The 19,251-nt window shown below is 62.3% G+C and carries 19 protein-coding genes; 13 read left to right on the top strand and 6 right to left on the bottom strand.

What is annotated here, in order from left to right; genetic code table 11:
- The first annotated feature begins 377 nt into the window (after positions 1-377).
- From HWY05_RS16490 to HWY05_RS16475, 4 genes are all read left to right on the top strand, one after another.
- Positions 378-1,016, top strand: coding sequence for a MarR family winged helix-turn-helix transcriptional regulator (locus HWY05_RS16490; RefSeq protein WP_035554298.1), 639 nt, complete (start codon positions 378-380; stop codon positions 1,014-1,016).
- A 123-nt stretch (positions 1,017-1,139) separates the two neighbouring features.
- Positions 1,140-1,853, top strand: a complete 714-nt coding sequence (locus HWY05_RS16485) for a glutamine amidotransferase (RefSeq protein ID WP_176058949.1) — start codon at positions 1,140-1,142, stop codon at positions 1,851-1,853.
- Positions 1,854-1,946: 93 nt separating this feature from the next.
- The gene (locus HWY05_RS16480; protein ID WP_035554303.1) at positions 1,947-3,059 is read left to right on the top strand and encodes an NADH:flavin oxidoreductase/NADH oxidase; all 1,113 of its coding nucleotides are present in this window, start codon (positions 1,947-1,949) and stop codon (positions 3,057-3,059) included.
- A gap of 219 nt (positions 3,060-3,278) precedes the next feature.
- Positions 3,279-3,782: an SET domain-containing protein-lysine N-methyltransferase gene (locus HWY05_RS16475; RefSeq protein ID WP_035554305.1), complete on the top strand. Its 504-nt coding sequence runs from the start codon at positions 3,279-3,281 to the stop codon at positions 3,780-3,782.
- 66 nt (positions 3,783-3,848) lie between these two features.
- On the opposite strand, the gene HWY05_RS16470 is transcribed toward HWY05_RS16475, so the two are convergent.
- Both HWY05_RS16470 and HWY05_RS16465 read right to left on the bottom strand, forming a co-directional pair.
- Positions 3,849-5,351, bottom strand: coding sequence for a sensor histidine kinase (locus HWY05_RS16470; RefSeq protein ID WP_035554307.1), 1,503 nt, complete (start codon positions 5,349-5,351; stop codon positions 3,849-3,851).
- A gap of 134 nt (positions 5,352-5,485) precedes the next feature.
- A complete protein-coding gene (locus HWY05_RS16465; protein WP_013590077.1) occupies positions 5,486-6,172 on the bottom strand; it encodes a response regulator transcription factor in 687 nt (228 codons plus the stop codon).
- 91 nt (positions 6,173-6,263) lie between these two features.
- Here HWY05_RS16465 and HWY05_RS16460 point away from each other — a divergent pair, with 91 nt between their 5' ends.
- The gene (locus HWY05_RS16460; protein ID WP_035554309.1) at positions 6,264-6,488 is read left to right on the top strand and encodes a DUF3717 domain-containing protein; all 225 of its coding nucleotides are present in this window, start codon (positions 6,264-6,266) and stop codon (positions 6,486-6,488) included.
- Between the two features lie 104 nt (positions 6,489-6,592).
- Here HWY05_RS16460 and HWY05_RS16455 read toward each other — a convergent pair whose 3' ends face one another.
- Positions 6,593-6,931: a 4a-hydroxytetrahydrobiopterin dehydratase gene (locus tag HWY05_RS16455; protein ID WP_279614176.1), complete on the bottom strand. Its 339-nt coding sequence runs from the start codon at positions 6,929-6,931 to the stop codon at positions 6,593-6,595.
- Between the two features lie 56 nt (positions 6,932-6,987).
- A complete protein-coding gene (gene phhA / locus HWY05_RS16450) occupies positions 6,988-7,878 on the bottom strand; it encodes a phenylalanine 4-monooxygenase (RefSeq protein WP_176058948.1) in 891 nt (296 codons plus the stop codon).
- 148 nt (positions 7,879-8,026) lie between these two features.
- Between phhA and HWY05_RS16445 the strand changes: the two genes are divergently transcribed.
- A complete protein-coding gene (locus HWY05_RS16445; RefSeq protein ID WP_035554313.1) occupies positions 8,027-8,518 on the top strand; it encodes an Lrp/AsnC family transcriptional regulator in 492 nt (163 codons plus the stop codon).
- An 88-nt stretch (positions 8,519-8,606) separates the two neighbouring features.
- On the opposite strand, the gene HWY05_RS16440 is transcribed toward HWY05_RS16445, so the two are convergent.
- Together HWY05_RS16440 and HWY05_RS16435 are read right to left on the bottom strand one after the other, a co-directional pair.
- Positions 8,607-9,143: a CYTH domain-containing protein gene (locus HWY05_RS16440; protein WP_035554316.1), complete on the bottom strand. Its 537-nt coding sequence runs from the start codon at positions 9,141-9,143 to the stop codon at positions 8,607-8,609.
- 381 nt (positions 9,144-9,524) lie between these two features.
- Positions 9,525-10,424: a LysR family transcriptional regulator gene (locus HWY05_RS16435; protein WP_176058947.1), complete on the bottom strand. Its 900-nt coding sequence runs from the start codon at positions 10,422-10,424 to the stop codon at positions 9,525-9,527.
- A 155-nt stretch (positions 10,425-10,579) separates the two neighbouring features.
- Between HWY05_RS16435 and HWY05_RS16430 the strand changes: the two genes are divergently transcribed.
- From HWY05_RS16430 to HWY05_RS16400, 7 genes are all read left to right on the top strand, one after another.
- Entirely contained in the window at positions 10,580-12,118 is a 1,539-nt protein-coding gene (locus HWY05_RS16430) for a CoA-acylating methylmalonate-semialdehyde dehydrogenase (RefSeq protein ID WP_176058946.1), read from the top strand.
- A gap of 147 nt (positions 12,119-12,265) precedes the next feature.
- Positions 12,266-13,984, top strand: coding sequence for a GMC family oxidoreductase N-terminal domain-containing protein (locus HWY05_RS16425; protein WP_035554321.1), 1,719 nt, complete (start codon positions 12,266-12,268; stop codon positions 13,982-13,984).
- 313 nt (positions 13,985-14,297) lie between these two features.
- Positions 14,298-15,077, top strand: a complete 780-nt coding sequence (locus HWY05_RS16420) for an ABC transporter ATP-binding protein (RefSeq protein WP_035554323.1) — start codon at positions 14,298-14,300, stop codon at positions 15,075-15,077.
- On the top strand, positions 15,074-15,832 hold the full coding sequence (locus HWY05_RS16415; RefSeq protein ID WP_035554325.1) for an ABC transporter ATP-binding protein: 759 nt from the start codon (positions 15,074-15,076) through the stop codon (positions 15,830-15,832). The genes HWY05_RS16420 and HWY05_RS16415 overlap by 4 nt, the downstream gene beginning before the upstream one ends.
- Positions 15,833-15,883: 51 nt before the next feature.
- A complete protein-coding gene (locus HWY05_RS16410; RefSeq protein ID WP_176058945.1) occupies positions 15,884-17,098 on the top strand; it encodes an ABC transporter substrate-binding protein in 1,215 nt (404 codons plus the stop codon).
- Between the two features lie 168 nt (positions 17,099-17,266).
- Positions 17,267-18,151: a branched-chain amino acid ABC transporter permease gene (locus HWY05_RS16405; protein WP_035554329.1), complete on the top strand. Its 885-nt coding sequence runs from the start codon at positions 17,267-17,269 to the stop codon at positions 18,149-18,151.
- Entirely contained in the window at positions 18,151-19,122 is a 972-nt protein-coding gene (locus HWY05_RS16400; protein ID WP_035554331.1) for a branched-chain amino acid ABC transporter permease, read from the top strand. The genes HWY05_RS16405 and HWY05_RS16400 overlap by 1 nt, the downstream gene beginning before the upstream one ends.
- Positions 19,123-19,251 lie beyond the last annotated feature (129 nt).

Here is a 19,251-nt window from a genome sequence, read left to right as displayed (position 1 = left end):
CTGAATAATTCCCTGCAAAGTCAACGTGCTGCGTAAACCATAACCGGTCGGGACGTGAGCACATCGACGCCGGTATACGAGGACAACTTCAGCAGGTAAAAACACCGCCTGGATGGTTATCAAGAATCGGTGCACAAGCCGTCCCCAGGTTTTCCCGTGGTTATCCACAGCTTGCCCTGGATAAGTTAGCTGTACGATTCGCCGCTCTCGCATAGAATGTCGTTTTCGCAGCCTTGGCTGGTCAGGCGGCAAATTTTTGAGATAGTAGAAACCGTCTTGTCCGTAGTTGGGCAAGGCTACCCCCACAGGCTGCGGGCGCGGTCGGCGAGCAAGTCGCCGGTCTTGAACCAAGGCTGTAAATAAACGAATCGAAGATTATGAGCGAAGGCGTATACGGAGAACAGGCAGCCGGGCGGGTGACCCACAGCCTCTTGCGATTGAGCACGGCGATGCGAAGCCAGGCTTGGGAATGGGCCGAAGGCGCGGGTCTCACCCCGACGCAAGGCGAAATTCTCGTCCTGCTGATGCAGCGCAAAGGCCCGATGCGCCTCGGCGAAATCGCCCGTGAAACGGCTCTGACCGCAGCGACCACGAGCGATGCGGTCAGCACGCTCGAAACCAAGGGTCTGGTCGAAAAGCGCCGCGCACTCGACGACGGCCGCGCGCTCGCGGTTCGTCTGACGGCACGTGGCCGTACCGCTGCGAAGCGCGCCGCGCAATGGCCGGACTTCCTCGCGAAGGCGGTCGGCACGCTGCGTGACGATGAGCAGTCGGTGTTCTATCGCACGTTGCTCAAGACCGTCCATCAGCTGGAAGCGCAAGGCACGATTCCGCCGCACCGCATGTGCCTGAGCTGCGCGCATTTCGAGCCGAGCAAGAATCCGAAGAAGACGCCGCATCACTGCTCGCTGCTCGACATGAACATGTCGGACACGAACGTGCGTCTGGATTGCTCGGTCTACGAAATCGCCGACGTCGCCACCCAGAAAAAGACCTGGAAGATCTTCGCCCAGTAAGGCGGCTTCTTCCGGGACAATCCGCTACACTGCCAAGCCGGCTTGGGGTGGCATAAGCCACCCTGAGCCGATCGGCGCCGCGTAGCGGCAAGTCTTTAGTCAACCTGAAGGTGGGTCAGGCCGATGAATCGCGAAGTTCTGGCCATTCGCCATGTGCACTTCGAGGATCTGGGCAGTCTTGAGCTGGTGCTCGGCGAGCGCGGCCGTCCGGTGCGTTATCTCGACGTCGGCTTAGGCCGTATCGAGGCGCCGAATCCGGTGTCCGCGTCGGTCATGGTGGTGCTCGGCGGGCCAATCAGCGCCACCGACGACGCGCTTTATCCGACGCTCGTGCCGCTGCTTTCGTTGATCGAAAAACGCATTGCCGCCGGTTTACCGACGCTCGGCATCTGCCTCGGCGCTCAACTGATCGCCCGTGCGCTCGGTGCGCGGGTTTATCCCGCCGGGCATACCGAACTCGGCTGGACACCGCTCACGCTGACCGATGCCGGTCGCGCTTCGCCGGTGCGCCACCTGGACGCCGCGCAAACTTCCATGCTGCATTGGCATGGCGATACCTTCGATCTCCCTGACAACGCCACGCGTCTTGCTTCCACGCCGGCCTGCGAAAACCAGGCGTTCAGTTGGGGCAATCATGTGCTCGGTTTGCAATGCCATCCGGAGATTCGCACCGATCGCTTCGAACCCTGGCTGATCGGCAATGCGGGCGAGCTTGTCGGCCACGGTATCGATGCACGCCAGTTGCGCGCCGAAACCGCGCAGTTCGGCCCCGCACTGGAAGCCGCTGTCTGCCGGATGTTCGGCGAGTGGCTCGATCAAGTCGAGCCAAAGCCTTAAGCGTTAAGCCCTTCGCTCAAGCGACCCCTGTCTGCAGTAAATCCCCTGCGGTGCTATGCTCGATCGCTCTCGGGTTTCTACTGGGCGACATCCATGAGCGCGCTTTTTTCTCCGCTCACGCTGCGTAGCGTGACGCTTCCCAATCGTATCGTCGTGTCCCCGATGTGCCAGTATTCCGCCGATCGTGGCGAGGCCACCGCGTGGCACATGATCCACCTCGGCAGCATGGCTTTGTCGGGCGCCGGCATGTTGTGCATCGAGGCGACTTCGGTCGAACCGGACGGCCGCATCACCCCCGGCGATCTCGGCCTGTGGGACGACGCGACCGAAGCCGCGCTCGTGCCGGTGCTGGCCGCGATCCGCAAGCATTCCCACATCAAGGTGACGATGCAGTTGTCGCACGCCGGGCGCAAGGCGTCGAGCCAGGCGCCGTGGGAAGGCGGCCAACTGATTCCGGTGTCGCAAGGCGGCTGGTTGCCGCATGCGCCGTCGGCGCTGCCGCACAAGGCCGGCGAAGAGCCGCCGTTGGCGCTCGATACGCCCGCGCTGAACCGGATTCGCGAAGCGTTCGCGGCCTCCGCGCGGCGTGCGGCGCGCCTCGGTATCGACGGTCTGGAAGTGCATGCGGCGCACGGTTATCTGCTGCATCAATTCCTGTCGCCGATCGCCAACCAACGTACCGACGACTACGGCGGTTCGCTCGAAAACCGCATGCGTTTTCCGCTGGAAATCTTCGACATCGTGCGCGCCGCGTTTCCCGCCGACAAACCGGTCGGCGTGCGTGTCTCGGCAACCGATTGGGTCGAGGGCGGCTGGACGCTCGAAGACACGATCGCGTTCGCGCAGGAATTGAAGAAGCGCGGCTGCGACTGGATCGACGTGTCGTCCGGCGGTGTCTCGCCGTTGCAGAAGATTCCGCTCGAACCGGGCTATCAGATTCCGTTCGCGAAGGCGGTTAAAGAGGCCACCGGCCTCACGACCATCGGCGTGGGCCTGATCACCGATCCGCTTCATGCCGAGCAACTGATCGAAGCCGGCGACGCCGATCTGATCGCGCTGGCCCGCGCATTGCTGTACAACCCGCGTTGGCCGTGGCACGCCGCAGCGCAACTCGGCGCGACGGTCGAGGCGCCGCCGCAATACTGGCGTTCGCAACCGCGCGAGCAAAAAGCGCTGTTCGGCGACATTTCGTTCGGACAACGTTGAAGCGGGTGAGGTGTGTGACACGATCACGTCTTTTTGACGGTTGAAGGATGCCGTCTGGAGCGTGTAGGATGCCGGATGTGGCGTAGGTGCGCCGCAAGTCGACGCGGCGCTCGCAAGGCGCCGCGTTTGCTATCCGCGTCGGAAAAAAGCAGCGCGTCAGACGCGGGCATGTCCGGCGGCTGCCGGACCTCATCCCCGTTATTCACAAGGATTCATTCAATGAGTTCACGCAGGATCGCCGTGCGCCGTTCGGGTGTGCACGGCAAAGGCGTGTTTGCCATCGAACCGATCAAAGCCGGCGAGCGGCTAATCGAATACAAGGGCGAGCGGATCTCCTGGAAGGAAGCGTTGCGTCGGCATCCGCATAATCCGGCCGAACCGAACCACACGTTCTATTTCGCGCTCGACAGCGGCAAGGTAATCGACGGCAAGGTCGACGGCAACAGCGCGCGTTGGATCAACCACTCGTGCGCGCCGAATTGCGAAGCCGAGGAAATCGACGGTCACGTGTACGTGCACGCGCTGCGCGACATTGCGGAAGGCGAGGAAGTCTTTTACGACTACGGCCTCGTGATCGACGCGCGTCAGACGAACAAGTTGAAGAAGGAATACGAATGCCGTTGCGGCGCGCGCAAGTGCCGCGGCACGATGCTGGCGCCGCCGGAGAAAGAGAAGGGCGAGAAGTCGGCCAGGAAGGCCAGCAAGAAAGCGAAGAAGAAATGAAAACGCGGGCTGCCGCGAGCTCACTTCAGTGAGCGATCGCGGCAGCCCGCGTGGGGTATCCCTACGTTAGATGTCGATCGGCGCCGAGTGCGCCGATTTTTTTACCGGACGCCGTTCGTCGGCAACCGGCTCGTTCTGCACGGTGATCGGCACGAGCGGAATACGCACGATGAAACGTGCGCCGCCATCGGGCGCATCTTCGTAATGCACGCTGCCGTGATGCAGCACCATGATGTCGTGAACGATCGCGAGACCGAGACCGGCGCCGCTGTCGACACCGGCTTCGGTCTGACCGTCGCCGCGGAAAAAGCGTTTGAACAGATCCGCTTGCTGCGTGAAGGGCACGCCCGGTCCGTTGTCTTCGACGATGATCTCCGCCATGCGCAATTCGTCGATCACCGTTTGCGACACCGTCACGGTGATACGTCCGCCGTCGAAGCGCGAGGGCGGCACGTACTTCAGCGCGTTATCCAGCAGATTGGCGATCACTTCGTGCAGCAAAACGGGATTGCCGCGCGCGATCAACGGCTGCGCGTTGGCGGGGTCATCGAGGCGCTGGAAGCCGAGGTCGACCTGGAAGGTCAGGGCGCGCGGCACCCATTCCGCGCCGGTGTCGAACGCGAGCGCGGCCATGTCGACATTGACGAAGCGTGCCGCCTGTTCACCCGGCTCGGCGCGTGCAAGCGACAGCAATTGATTCGACAAGCGCACCGCGCGGTCGGCCGCGGCGCGTAGTTCGCGAACCGCCTTGAGCGTCTGCTGCGGGTCGCGCGCAACGGCCGCCTGTTCCGCGTGCAGCTTGACGGCGGTGAGCGGCGTACGCAACTGATGTGCGGCGTCGGCGATGAATTTGCGCTGACCGTCGAGCGCGGTTTTCAGACGATCGAGCAGCGCGTTCAGCGCGCCGGTCAGTGGCCGGATTTCGACCGGCACATAGGTTTCGTCGACCGGTTCGAGCGAGGTGTGCGTCTGACGATTCAACGAGTCGGCAAGATCGGTCAGCGGATTGAGCTGCTGATTCACCACGCGCCACACGATCACCCAACCCGCCAGCAGCAGCAACAGCAGCGGCATCATGATCGCGACCAGAAACTCGGCGGCGATCCTGAAGCGGTGATGCACCGGCTGCCCGACTTCGACGACGATCGGATTGCCGCTCGGTTGATCGACGCGCACCTGAGCGACGCGCACGGTCGTGCCCTCATGCTGCGTCTCGAACACATAGGCGTAGTGCATCCGTCGTACGCTGGTGCCTTGCAGCGGCAGATTGTGGTCGCCGGCGATTTCGGTATCGCCGTTGCTGATCCGGTAGACCAGATTTTCGGCCGGGTCGGAGAACATGGCTTGCGCGAGCGGTGGCACCGTGATGCGGGCATCCGGTCCGGCAATCTGGATCTGCTTGGAAATTGCGGTGGCGAGGTCGGCGAGCGAACGGTCGACCACGTGTTGCGTGTATTGCCACGCGAGCCAGTAAGCGATCAGGCCGCTCATCAGCGCGAGCAATGAAAGGGGAGCAGCGAGGCGCCGCAGCAGCGTGCGGCGCAGACTATTGGCGGCCGGCTGGGGCATGATCGAACGCGCGGGAAAGTAGCTACGGCACAGACGCCGTGAAATTCCGCCGGGTGCCGGCGTGGTGCGCACCGAGTGCGCGGCGCCGGCCCGGCGCCGTCAGGCCACCATGACGATGGCGGCCTTCATGACGATTATGCGGCCTGACGGATTTCCTGCAACAGGTAACCGAAGCCGCGCACCGTGACGATCTCGACACGGCAGTTCTCAAGCTTTTTGCGCACCCGGTGCACGTAGACTTCGATCGCGGTGTCGCCGAGATCGCCGCCGAAATGCGTCAGGTGGTCTTGCAGTTGCGCCTTGCTGACCACGCGGCCGTGGCGCAGCAACAGCATTTCGAGCACCGCGAATTCACGCGGCGACAGTTCGAGCGGCTTGTCGTCGTTGAAAATACGACGGTCGACGCCCGACAGACGCACACCGCCCAGCGACACTTCCGGACGCGGCATATCGCCGTGCGGACCGCTGCGGCGCATCACCGCGCGAATGCGTGCTTCGAGTTCGGTGGGTTCGAACGGCTTCAGCATGTAGTCGTCGGCGCCGGAATTCAGGCCCTGGACACGGTCGTTCAATTCGTCGCGCGCGGTGAGAATGATCACCGGCGTATGACGGTTGCTCTGGCGGAAACGCGACAGCAGCGTCATGCCGTCGATACCGGGCAGACCCAGATCGAGGATCACGAGCTCGTGGCGGTTTTGGGTCAGGGCCTGTTCGGCGAAAATACCGTCATGGACCATGTCGACGGTGAAGCCGGCTTGTTCGAGACTACTTTGGATGCCGCGTGCGATGGGGCGGTCATCTTCGATCAGAAGGAGTCGCATGGATTTCGCTCAAGTACAATGGGTTTAGGCGTTTGGGCAAGCGGTTCGCCGGGGCGCCTGCTGCACAGATCTGGAGAGCGATCACGACGTCATGTCCGAAATAAGCATTCACGAACTGGAAGCCGCGATCAACTTCTGGCGCGCCCGCTCACCATCAAGCGGCGACGAACTCGTTCTGTGCAAGGAGGCAAGCGCGCTCTCCAAGCCGTATGCGCTGATGATTGTACAGCGTCAGCACACGCTATCACTGGAACGTTTGGACGGGATTGCCAGGCAAGCATGGGAATCTTACGTGCGGCTTAATAATAGCCTGTAGAACTGAAGGTTTCGATAAGGGATTGCCTGCAATGCCCTTTCATTCCGTCCCATTGTTTGAATCACCGGGCATAAACGTCATCGAATCGCCTCGGATCGCGTGTATTACGCGGTAATACTATCAATGAAGGTGGCGAGTTTGATGTCGCGCTCGGTCAGTCCATTGGCGTCGTGCGTGGACAGCGTGATCTCCACCTTGTTGTAGACGTTGAACCACTCCGGGTGGTGATCCATCTCTTGCGCCTTGATGGCCACGCGCGTCATGAAGCCGAATGCTTCGTTGAAGTCGGCGAATTTGAACTGCCGCTGAATCGCATCGCGTCCGGCCACAGCTTGCCAGCCGTGCAACTGGGCGATCTTCGTCGCGCGTTCTTCGGAAGTCAGTTTGCTGATCATGATGTTTACCTCTCGGGTCTGAACGGGCCTGCCGGCCAGCAGGTCCATTCGCTATTTTTCCATGGATGTCGTCAGGCCGTTGCCAATGCGTTCAGCCGCTTCGCTCAGATATCGCCATCGGTTTGCCAGCCTTGCTGCGAGCCACGCGTAATCACGCGATCGTGCTCGAGCACATCGCCGGCCGCGAACGCGGGCTCGCTGATGAGCTTCGCCAGAAGCGGCGCGAAATCGGTTTGCGCGACGCCGAACAACTGGGCGAAGTCGTCGATCACAAAGTAGGTTTTCTGGAACGTGTCGATGCGATAGCGCGTGCGCATCACCCGTTCCAGGTCGAAGCCGATCCGGTTCGGCGCCGCGTCGTGCTGGCTGTAGACCGTCTCGCCTTTGCTCGACACAATGCCCGCGCCGTAGATCTTCACACCGTTCGGACTCGCGGCGTCGCGGATCAGTCCGAACTCCACTGTGTACCAATAGAGACGCGCCAGCAGCGGCAGCGCGCCGGCGTCGCTGGCGGCTAATGCGGCACGGCCGTACGCGTGCATGTAATCGGCGAACACGGGGTTGATCAACAGCGGCACGTGGCCGAACAGATCGTGAAAACAGTCGGGTTCCTGCAGATAATCGAGCTGGTCCGGACGGCGCATCCACCACGTCACGGGAAAGCGGCGGTTCGCCAGATGCTCGAAGAACACCTGGTCAGGCACGAGACCCGGCACCGCGACGATCTGCCAGCCGGTGGCGGGCGTGAGCTTCGCATTGATCTCGTCGAACGACGGCACGCGATCGGCCGGCATGCCGATACGTTCCACCCCTTCAAGAAACGCGTCGCAGACGCGGCCTTTGAGCAGCGCCGTCTGGCGGGCATAAAGCTGTTGCCAGACGGCATGGTCGACCGCGCCGTAGCGTTCGGTCGGTTGATCGATGGTGAAGTCCGCTCGGGTTTCGAGGCCGGCGTCGAATTGCTCTTTCAGTTTGGCGGTGTTCGCGGTGGACATGGTGCTGGGGCTCTACGGCGTATGCCGATCAAAATCGATGATGCGAGTGTAGAGCGGCACACATGCGGAATGGGCGCAATCATGGCATTTTATCGTGTCGATATGCAATAATCGTGCATAGAATAGCGATTACATGCGGACATCTAACATGCTAGAACTGGATCACTTCGATCTCGCGTTGCTCGACGTGTTGCAACGCTTCGGCAGGGCCACGCATCAGCAACTGGCCGAGCAGGTGCCGCTGTCGCCGTCGCAGATTGGACGGCGCTTGCAGCGGCTGGAGCAGGTCGGCGTGGTGGACGGTTATCGCGTCGTGCTGCGGCCGGAGAAACTCGGTCTCGGCGTAACCGCGTTTACCAGTTTGAAGTTGAAGCACCACGGCGATTCGATCATCGAGCAATTCCAGCAACAGATCGACGTGTTGCCCGAAGTGCTCGAATGCCATGCGGTGGTGGGCGACGCCGATTATCTGCTGCGGATCGTCGCGCCGGATCTGAACTATCTGTCGACGTTCGTGATGAAGAAGCTGATGCGCGTGCCGGGCGTGGACAGTGTGCGCTCGAATATCGTGCTGACCACGTTCAAGCGTAATGGGCCGTTACCGCTTGGGCATCTGTCGCCGGGGGGCGCCGCCGCTTGATGCGGCGGCTGTTAGAAGAGCGCGGCGTTTGTACGCCTCCTGCGTGTCCCACGCGCCCCACGCCGCGAAAAATCGCTCCGCTTAAATTTTAAGCAGCCTGCTTCGGCTCGCTAGCCGGGCTCAGCAGGTCGACGTAAGCCACCGCTACCAGATCCGACTCCGGCACACCGAGCGTTTCGAACATGGCATGCGCTTCGGCGTGGCCGCCTTCTTCGTCGTCGTCTTGCGCGAGCAGCACTTCGAGTTCAACAAAGTCACCCAGACCGTCCACCCGGTCCAGATGGATTCGCGTGCGTCCAGTCAGGTACACATGGCGTTCCTTGGTGACGATGCCGCGCGTGGTCAGCGCGGTGGCGAGCAGCGCATGCATGGCTTCGGGATTCGTCACCGGGCTGCGCGTGTAGTACGAGGCCTTCGGACCATCACGATCGTCGCGCTGATAGAAGATCAGCTCGGCCGGCGTGCCGTCGTCGAACTGGCGCAGCTTCAGGCGCCCGCGCGGCACGTCGTAGAAAAAGTCCTGCTGGCGGAAGATCAGCGGCGCGTCCGGCGCGAGCTTGGCTGCGCGCTCACGGAGTTGCTCGAAATGCTGGGCGCGGGCTTTGATTTCAATGTTGCGTGCCATGTCAGGTTCCTGTCGAAAGGGTGGAGTGGTCGGCGGCTTCCGGCGAGGCCGGGGCGAAGCTGCCGGGAAGGACAGAGTCAGGCGAAACGAACAACGATGCGGACCGGCGCGTCAGCGCGAACCCTCAATCTAACAAAAACTGCGTGACGGTGTGGTTTCAGATGAAGGGACAGGGGCGGGCGATGGTTGGCGGTTTGCCGGCGAGTGGCGGTGTGCAAGGCGAGTAGCGTGAGCCGGACGACGCGCAGGTGGCTAAAAGCCGCAGAGTGGGTCGGCTCGATACGAGGTCACGCTCAAACGAGGCGGCTCTGCTGTCATGAGAACAGCTCATATCGCTGCGTAGCGCGTAGAGCCCCTACGCACTACGCCGCAAACACGCCATCACGTCACCCACTGCTGCTCGATCAACTTCAACGCCGCGGCAATCGCCGGCTCGTCCTTGCGTGCGTCGAGCGTGATGAAGCTGAGCTGCGTCGGCACCGTCACGCCTTCGACGATGGTCAACGCGTGCGCATGTGCTTCGGCGATCGCGGTGGCGTCGCGTGCGAGCGTGAGACCGACGCCCGACTTGACCAGATCGAGCATCGACGGCTCCTGATCCACTTCCGCGACCTTCACCGGTTTCACGCCCGCCTCGTCGAAGCAGCGTGACAACAGCCGATTGTGCGCGGACGCGGGCGGCGTCCAGATCCACGGCAGCGCGGCAAGCGAGCGCCAGTCGCGCGCGCCTTTCACACGATCTTTCCAGCCGGCCGGCGCCAGCACGCGATACTGGAATTGCGTCAACGTGACGGCGTGAAAGGCGGCACCGTCGCGCGGTTCGTCCTCTGACGGCAGGCCGATGTAATAGCCGACATCCAGCTCGCCCGCGCGCACCTGCTCCAGCACCCAGCCCGACATGCCATGACGCAGCGCCGTCTCGATACGCGGCCAGGTTTCCACCAGCTGCTTGAGAAAGCCACCCAGACGCAGAAACGCCGGGTCGAGTATTGTGCCGATCCGCAAGCGCCCGCGCACTTCGTGCCGCAATAACTGCGCCGCGCGCTGCACGTCGCTGGCCGCGCCGAGTGCGCGTTCGGCGTGGGGCAGCAGGGCCTGGCCATCGCGTGTGAGCGACAGCCCGTGCGAGGTGCGGGTGAACAACGTCACGCCGAGCGTCTCCTGCAAATGCTTGATTTGCAGGCTGACGGCGGGTTGGGTCAGGTGGAGTTGCACCGCCGCGCGCGTGAGGTTGCCCTCGCGTGCAACGGTGACAAAGGCCCGTAGCAGAGTCAGATCCATATCTTGATATTAGCGCGCCTTATATCGCAATTGAGCATTACTCATTGGATTTGTTGCCCCGAAGCGCCGTACGCTTGCCCTTCGACACGCCCGCACGACGCCTTTGAACCGGCGCGGACACGCGGGGCGGATGACTTCACCGAAAGAGGAAAACCATGAGCGAGACAGATCAGGATGCGGCTGCGCGCAGCGAAACCCAGGCGCGCGCGCTGACCCATTTCATCAATAGCAAGCCGGTCGAGGGCACGAGCGGCCGTTTCGGCGACGTCTTCAATCCCGCGCTCGGCACTGTCAGTGCGCGCGTGCCGCTGGCGAGCGTTGCCGAAGTGGACGCCGCGGTTGCCGCCGCCAAGGCCGCGTTCCCCGTATGGAGCGAAACCGCGCCGATCAAACGCGCGCGCGTGATGTTCAAGTTCAAGGAATTGCTCGACCGTCACCACGACGAACTCGCGGAACTGATCACGCGCGAGCACGGCAAAGTGTTTTCCGACGCGAAGGGCGAGGTGATGCGCGGCATCGAGATCGTCGAGTTCGCGTGCGGCATTCCGAATCTGTTGAAGACGGACTTCACCGATCAGATCGGCGGCGGCATCGACAACTGGAATCTGCGTCAGCCGTTGGGCGTGGTGGCCGGCATTACGCCGTTCAATTTTCCGATGATGGTGCCGTGCTGGATGTTCCCCGTCGCGATTGCGTGCGGCAACACCTTCGTGCTGAAGCCGTCGGAACGCGATCCGTCGTGCGCGATCCGTCTCGCGGAATTGCTGAAAGAAGCCGGTTTGCCGGACGGCGTATTCAACGTGGTACACGGCGACAAGACAGCGGTCGATGCGCTGCTCGTGCATCCGGACGTGAGCGCGTTGTCGTTCGTCGGATCGACGCCGATCGCCGAATACATCTATACGGAAGGCACGAAGCGCGGCAAGCGCGTGCAGGCGTTGGGCGGAGCGAAGAATCATCTGGTGGTGATGCCGGACGCCGATCTCGACCAGGCTGTCGATGCGTTGATCGGCGCTGCGTACGGTTCGGCCGGCGAGCGTTGCATGGCGATTTCGGTGGCGGTCGCAGTGGGGCATATCGCCGATGAACTGATCGAACGGCTCACGCCGCGCGTGAAGAGCCTGAAGATTCTCAACGGCATGGAATCGGCAGCGGAGATGGGGCCGTTGGTGACTGGCGTGCATCGCGACAAAGTGGTCGGCTATATCGACGCGGGTATCGCGGCGGGCGCGAAGCTCGTGGTCGACGGACGCGGTCATCAGGTCGAAGGACACGAGAAAGGCTTCTTCCTCGGCGGCACCTTATTCGACGATGTCTCGACCGACATGAAAATTTACCGCGAAGAGATTTTCGGGCCGGTGTTGTGCGTGGTGCGCGTGCCGGATTTTGCGTCGGCGGTAGAACTCATCAACGCCAACGAATTTGCTAACGGTGTCTCGTTGTTCACGTCCGACGGTGGTGTCGCGCGTGCGTTCTCCAGACAGATCCAGATCGGCATGGTGGGCATCAACGTACCGATTCCTGTGCCGATGGCATGGCATTCTTTTGGCGGCTGGAAGAAGTCCCTGTTCGGCGACCATCACGCGTATGGTGAAGAAGGCGTGCGGTTTTACACGCGCTACAAGAGCATCATGCAGCGCTGGCCCGACAGTATCGCGAAGGGCGCCGAGTTCACGATGCCGGTGGCGAAATAGTGTGACGCGTTGACCTTCGGTGCGGCGTTCCATCGCGCCCCGAAGGTCAACGCAAGAAAGCGCAACGAACAAATAAAATCGGCCCGACGCCGCAGGCGCAGGGAAGCATCGCCTGTCTGCGGGCAGAGAAGCTTAGGAGACTAGACCATGAGCGACACGCACACCAAGGCCGTATCGGAAGGCCGGCGTCTGGAAGGTGAATTCGACTACATCATCGTGGGCGCGGGGACGGCGGGTTGCGTGCTGGCCAATCGCCTGAGCGCGGATCCGGACGTGCAGGTTCTGCTGCTCGAGGCTGGCGGCAAAGACGACTATCACTGGATTCATGTGCCGGTCGGTTACCTCTACTGCATCGGCAATCCGCGCACGGATTGGCTTTACAAAACGCAGCCCGAGGCTGGCTTGAATGGACGCGCGTTGTCGTATCCACGCGGGCGCGTACTCGGCGGCAGCTCTTCCATCAACGGCATGATCTACATGCGCGGTCAGCGCGAAGACTACGACGAATGGGCGCGCGTCACCAACGACTCGTCATGGTCCTGGAACGGGGTGCTGCCGGTCTTCAAACGCAGCGAAGATCATCACGCCGGCGCGAATGAATCGCATGGCGCGGGCGGCCCATGGCGCGTCGAAAAGCAGCGCCTCAAATGGAAAATTCTCGAAGAGTTTTCGCAGGCCGCGCAGCAAACCGGCATTCCCGCCACCGACGATTTCAATCGCGGCGACAACACCGGCGTCGGCTATTTCGACGTCAATCAGAAACGCGGCATTCGCTGGAATGCGTCGAAAGCGTTTTTGCGTCCGGCGCTCAGACGACCGAATCTCACCGTCATCACCGGCGCGCAGACACAGCGTGTCGTGTTCGAAGGGCGCCGTTGCAGCGGTGTTGAATATCGCGGCGACAACACCGACTATCTCGCCAAAGCGCGCTGCGAAGTGATCCTCAGTTCGGGCGCGGTGAACTCGCCGCAATTGCTCGAACTGTCCGGCATCGGCAACGGCGCGCGTCTGCAGAATCTGGGTATCGATGTCGTCAACGATCTGCGTGGCGTCGGCGAAAATCTGCAGGACCATTTGCAATTGCGCATGGCCTATCGGGTCGACGGCGTGCGCACGCTCAACACGGCGTCCGCGCATTGGTGGGGCAAGCTGATGATCGGCATGCAGTACGCGCTGTTTCAAAGCGGGCCAATGTCGATGTCGCCGTCGCAACTCGGCGCGTTCGCCAGGTCCGATCCGCACGATCGCTCGCTCACGCGGCCCGACCTCGAATATCACGTGCAGCCGCTGTCGCTCGATCGCTTCGGCGAACCGCTGCATCGCTTCAATGCATTTACGGCGTCGGTGTGTCAGTTGCGGCCCACGTCGCGCGGCAGCATTCATATCGAGTCTGCGGATGCGTCAGCGCCGCCGCTGATCGCACCGAACTATCTCTCCACCGACTACGACCGTCACGTCGCCGCCAACGCACTGCGTCTCACGCGACGGATCGCCGCCGCGCCCGCTTTGGCCCGCTATCAGCCACGGGAGATTTTGCCGGGCATCCAGTATCAAACCGAAGAAGAACTTCAGCAGGCCGCCGGCGCGGTCGGCACGACGATCTTCCATCCGGTCGGCACCTGCCGCATGGGCACGACCGACGACCCGGCCGCCGTAGTCGATAACCGCCTACGTGTTATCGGTGTTGACGGCTTGCGGGTGGTCGACGCATCGGTCATGCCAGTCATCACGTCGGGCAACACCAACTCGCCCACGCTGATGATCGCCGAGCGCGCCAGCGAGATGATTCGCGAAGACCGCCGCGCCCGCGTGGCCGGCAGTCGCGAGGCGCAAGGCATGGCGGGCGCGTCGATGTCGGCTGTGTGACAGCGGCACGTTGATTGCATGGGCCGCCCGCCGCCTGCCACGCGTAGGCCGGGCGGCCTGTGTGCGTCCGCTGTTAGGCGCGCCGGCACGTTCCGCGCGGCAGACCGACGTCATCCACTAAGTGCAAATCCCAATGAATGCGCTGCATCATTGGCGCGACAATGGCAGCCATGCTGCGTGCCGTGCCATGGATTACCGTCCGGATTGGTGCAGTACGCCAACGAGCGGCATGGGGTGCCGCCGTCATAACAAGTCGCGCAAAACTTCGCGCGTAAGATCGTAGTGCTTCGCCTTACTCCGTATGGAAGGGAACATGATTCTCGGCGATACGATTCTCGAAACGCGCGGCCTCACCCGTGAGTTCAAAGGCTTCATTGCCGTGAACGGGGTGAACCTGCGCGTGCGCCGTGGCTCGATCCATGCGCTGATTGGTCCCAATGGGGCAGGCAAGACCACCTGTTTCAATCTGCTCACCAAGTTCCTCGAACCGACCGCGGGTCAGATCGTCTTTAACGGTATCGACATTACCGGCGAACGTCCTGCGCAGATTGCGCGGCGCGGCATCATCCGTTCATTCCAGATTTCCGCGGTGTTCCCGCATCTGACAGCATTGCAGAATGTGCGCATCGGTTTGCAGCGCCAGCTTGGTACGGCATTTCACTTCTGGAAAAGCGAGCGCACGCTGCGCCAACTCGACGATCGCGCGATGGATCTGCTCACCCAGGTCGGCCTGACCGATTTCGCCGATGTCATGACGGTCGAACTTTCCTACGGCCGCAAACGCGCGCTGGAAATCGCCACCACACTCGCGATGGAACCGGAGCTGATGCTGCTCGACGAACCGACGCAAGGCATGGGTCACGAAGATGTGGATCGTGTCACGGCGTTGATCAAGAAAGTCTCGAGCGGCCGCACGATCCTGATGGTCGAACACAACATGAACGTGATCGCCGGCATCTCCGACACGATCACCGTGCTGCAACGAGGCGAAGTGCTCGCCGAAGGCAGCTACGCCGAAGTGTCGAAGAACCCGCTCGTGATGCAAGCCTACATGGGCAGCGCCGACGCGGCGCTCGCCGGAGCCCACGCATGAATACGATTGCCGAGCGCGAAAGCCTCGAAGTAAGCGGCACGGCGGATGCCGTTCCCGCGCTGGAGATTGCGGGTTTGCAGGCGTGGTATGGCGAGTCGCACATTCTGCATGGCGTCGATCTGACGGTGAATCGCGGCGAAGTCGTCACGCTGCTCGGCCGCAACGGCGCGGGCCGCACTACCACGCTGCGCGCGATCATGGGTTTGACGGGCCGGCGCACGGGCTCGATCCGGATCGGCGGTCGCGAAACCATCAACATGCCCACGCATCGCATCGCGCACTGCGGCATTGGTTACTGCCCCGAAGAGCGCGGGATTTTCTCGAGCCTTTCGTGCGAGGAAAATCTGCTGCTGCCGCCGCCCGTCGGCGACAAAGCGCACATGATGTCGCTCGACGAAATCTATTCGATGTTCCCGAATCTGCAGGAACGCCGCATGAGCCAGGGCACGCGGCTCTCGGGCGGCGAGCAGCAGATGCTGGCGGTCGCGCGCATTCTGCGCACCGGCGCGAGTCTGTTGCTGCTCGACGAGATATCGGAAGGGCTGGCGCCGGTCATCGTGCAGGCGCTGGCACGCATGATCATCACGCTGAAAGAGCGGGGCTATACGGTCGTGATGGTCGAACAGAATTTCCGCTTTGCCGCGCCGCTTGCCGATCGCTTCTATGTGATGGAGCACGGCACGATCGTCGAGCACTTCGGGGCGGGTGAACTCGAAAGCAAGATGCCGGTGCTGCACGATCTACTGGGCGTATAAAAGCCGCCCGATTGCCTCTGATAACCACAAGTGAAGAAACAGGAGACAGGAATGAAAAAGAACCCACTCGCGCGACTCGCCACCCTTTGCTTCGCGGCCGCCGCCGGCGCCGCTCTGACAATGGGCAGCGCGCAAGCGGCTGACGACGCGGTGAAGATCGGCTACATCACCGATCTGTCGGGGCTGTATGCGGATATCGACGGCCCGGGCGGACTCGAAGCGATCCGTATGGCGATCGCGGACTTCGGCGGCAAGGTCAACGGCAAGCCGATCACGCTGGTCTACGCGGATCACCAGAACAAGGCGGACATCGCCGCATCGCGCGCGCGCGAATGGTTCGACCGCGACGGCGTCGACATGCTGATCGGCGGCACGAACTCGGCAACGGGTCTGTCGATGAACACGGTCGCGGGCGAGAAGCACAAGGTCTACATCAACATCGGTGCGGGCGCCGATACGCTGACCAACGAGCAATGCACGCCGTACACGATCCACTACGCGTACGACACGACCGCGCTCGCCAACGGCACGGGTTCGGCGGTGACGAAGCAGGGCGGCAAGACGTGGTACTTCCTGACCGCCGACTACGCGTTCGGCAAGGCGCTGGAAAAAGCGACCTCGGACGTGGTGAAGGCGAACGGCGGCCAGGTGCTGGGCGCCGTGCGCGCGCCGCTGTCGGCGTCGGACTTCTCGTCGTTCCTGTTGCAGGCGCAAGCATCGAAGGCGCAGATTCTCGGCCTCGCAAATGCGGGGGGCGATACGGTCAACTCGATCAAGGCCGCGAAGGAATTCGGCCTGACCAAGACGATGAAGCTGGCCGCGCTGCTGATGTTCATCGACGACGTACACAGCTTGGGTCTGGAAACCACGCAAGGTCTGGTGCTGACGGATAGCTGGTACTGGAACAAGGACGCCACCACGCGCAAGTGGGCGCAGCGCTACTTCGAGAAGACGAAGAAGATGCCGTCGAGCCTGCAGGCCGCCGACTACTCCGCGACCATGACCTACCTGAACGCGGTGAAGGCAGTCGGTTCGACCGACACCGACAAGGTGATGGCGCAACTGCGCAAGACCAAGATCGACGACTTCTACGCGAAGGGCTACATCCGTCAGGACGGCAGCATGATCCACGACATGTACCTGATGCAGGTGAAGACGCCGGCCGAGTCCAAAGAGCCGTGGGACTACTACAAGATCATGGCGACGATCCCGGGCGAGCAGGCGTTCACGACCAAGGCGCAAACGCGCTGCGCGTTGTGGAAGTAAGCGCGGGCTGAGGGCCCGACGCTGAGGGTCTGCTAGTCGTCTGTCCGCAGACCGCAAACCGTTTCACATGCCGCGCGCGTTTCGGCGTTATTGCCGCCGAAACGCGCGCCGGCCGGATCGTGCGTCACCGATCTCACCTTGGCGATAGCTTCAGGGGTTAAGGCTTCAATGGAAATCTTTGGCATTCCGCTACCGGCGATGCTGAGCCAGCTGCTGCTGGGGCTCGTGAACGGCTCGTTCTACGCGATTCTGAGTCTCGGGCTCGCGGTGATCTTCGGCTTGCTCAACGTGATCAACTTCGCGCACGGCGCGTTGTTCATGCTCGGCGCAATGCTCGCGTGGATGGGCTTTTCGTATTTCGGCCTGCCGTACTGGGTGATGCTGGTGCTCGCGCCGCTGATCGTTGGGCTGTTCGGCATCGCGATCGAACGCACCATGCTGCGCTGGCTCTACAAACTCGATCACGTGTATGGGTTGTTGCTGACCTTCGGTCTGACGCTGGTGGTCGAAGGTGTGTTCCGCTCTATTTACGGTTCGTCCGGCCAGCCGTACGACGTGCCGTCGGCATTGTCCGGCGCGACCAACCTCGGCTTCATGTTCCTGCCGAACTATCGCGCGTGGGTCGTGGTGGCCTCGCTCTCCGTCTGCTTCGCGACGTGGTTCGTGATCGAGAAGACGCGGCTGGGCGCCTATCTGCGCGCGGGCACGGAGAACCCGAAACTGGTCGAAGCGTTCGGTATCAACGTGCCGCTGATGGTCACGCTCACCTACGGCTTCGGCGTCGCGCTGGCGGCGTTCGCGGGTGTGCTCGCCGCGCCGGTCATTCAGGTTTCGCCGTTGATGGGCCAGCCGATGATCATCACCGTGTTCGCGGTGGTCGTGATCGGCGGCATGGGCTCGATCATGGGCTCGATTCTCACCGGCCTGATGCTCGGCGTGATCGAAGGACTGACGCGCGTGTTTTACCCGGAAGCGTCGGCGACCGTCGTCTTCGTGATCATGGCGCTCGTGTTGCTGGTGCGACCGGCGGGTCTCTTCGGCAAGGAAAAATGATGCAGAGAAAAATGCTCTACGGTCTGCTGCTGATCGTGCTTCTCGCCGTGCCGGTGCTCGGCATCTATCCGCTGTTCGTGATGAAGGTGCTGTGTTTCGCGCTGTTCGCGGCGGCGTTCAATCTGCTGATCGGCTACACCGGTTTACTGTCGTTCGGCCACGCGATGTTCCTAGGCTCGGCCGGCTATGTGACGGGGTACGCGATGCAGACGCTCGGCTTCTCGCCGGAGCTTGGCGTGCTCGCGGGCACCGCGGCGGCCACCTTGCTCGGTTTCGTGGTCGGACTTTTCGCGATTCGCCGTCAAGGCATCTACTTCGCGATGGTCACGCTGGCGCTCGCGCAGATGGTCTACTTCGTGTTCCTGCAGGCGCCGTTCACGCATGGCGAGGACGGTCTGCAAGGCGTGCCGCGCGGCAAGCTGTTCGGCCTGCTGGATCTTTCGTCCGACGTGACGTTGTACTTCGTCGTGCTCGCGGTCATGGTGCTGGCCTTCCTGCTGATTGTGCGGATCGTGCATTCGCCGTTCGGTCAGGTGCTGGTCGCGATCAAGGAAAACGAACCACGCGCGATCTCGCTCGGCTACGACACGGATCGCTTCAAGCTGCTCGCGTTCGTTCTGTCGGCGGGTCTCGCGGGTCTCGCCGGTTCGCTGAAAGTGCTGGTGCAGGGCTTCGAAACCTTGAGCGACGCGTACTGGACCATGTCCGGCCTTGTGATCCTGATGACGCTGGTCGGCGGCATGGGCACGCTGTTCGGGCCGCTGCTCGGCGCGGCGTTGATCGTGGCGCTGGAAGATCGTCTCGGCGACATCGGCACGGCGCTCGCGTCGTCGACGGGCATCGACTGGTTCCGCTCGCTGGGCGAGTCGGTCACGATTGTCACCGGTTTGATTTTCATCGCGTGCGTGCTGGCGTTCCGGCGCGGGATTGTGGGCGAGATCGTCGCGCGAGTGCGGCCATTGCGCGCGTGATTCCGATTGGTCTGCGTAACTGCTTCGGCATCCGATATAATCCGCAGGCAGTTGAAATGGCGAGGCGGGCGTTGAAGTCCGCCAGCCATTCGACGCAAGCGGCCAAACCCGCGCAAATGCGCCCCAATT

The organism is Paraburkholderia sp. BCC1876 (genome assembly GCF_902833695.1).
Classification (GTDB): Bacteria; Pseudomonadota; Gammaproteobacteria; order Burkholderiales; family Burkholderiaceae; genus Paraburkholderia.
Note: the sequence above shows the minus strand (reverse complement) of the source record. Positions and strands in the feature narration are given on the sequence as shown.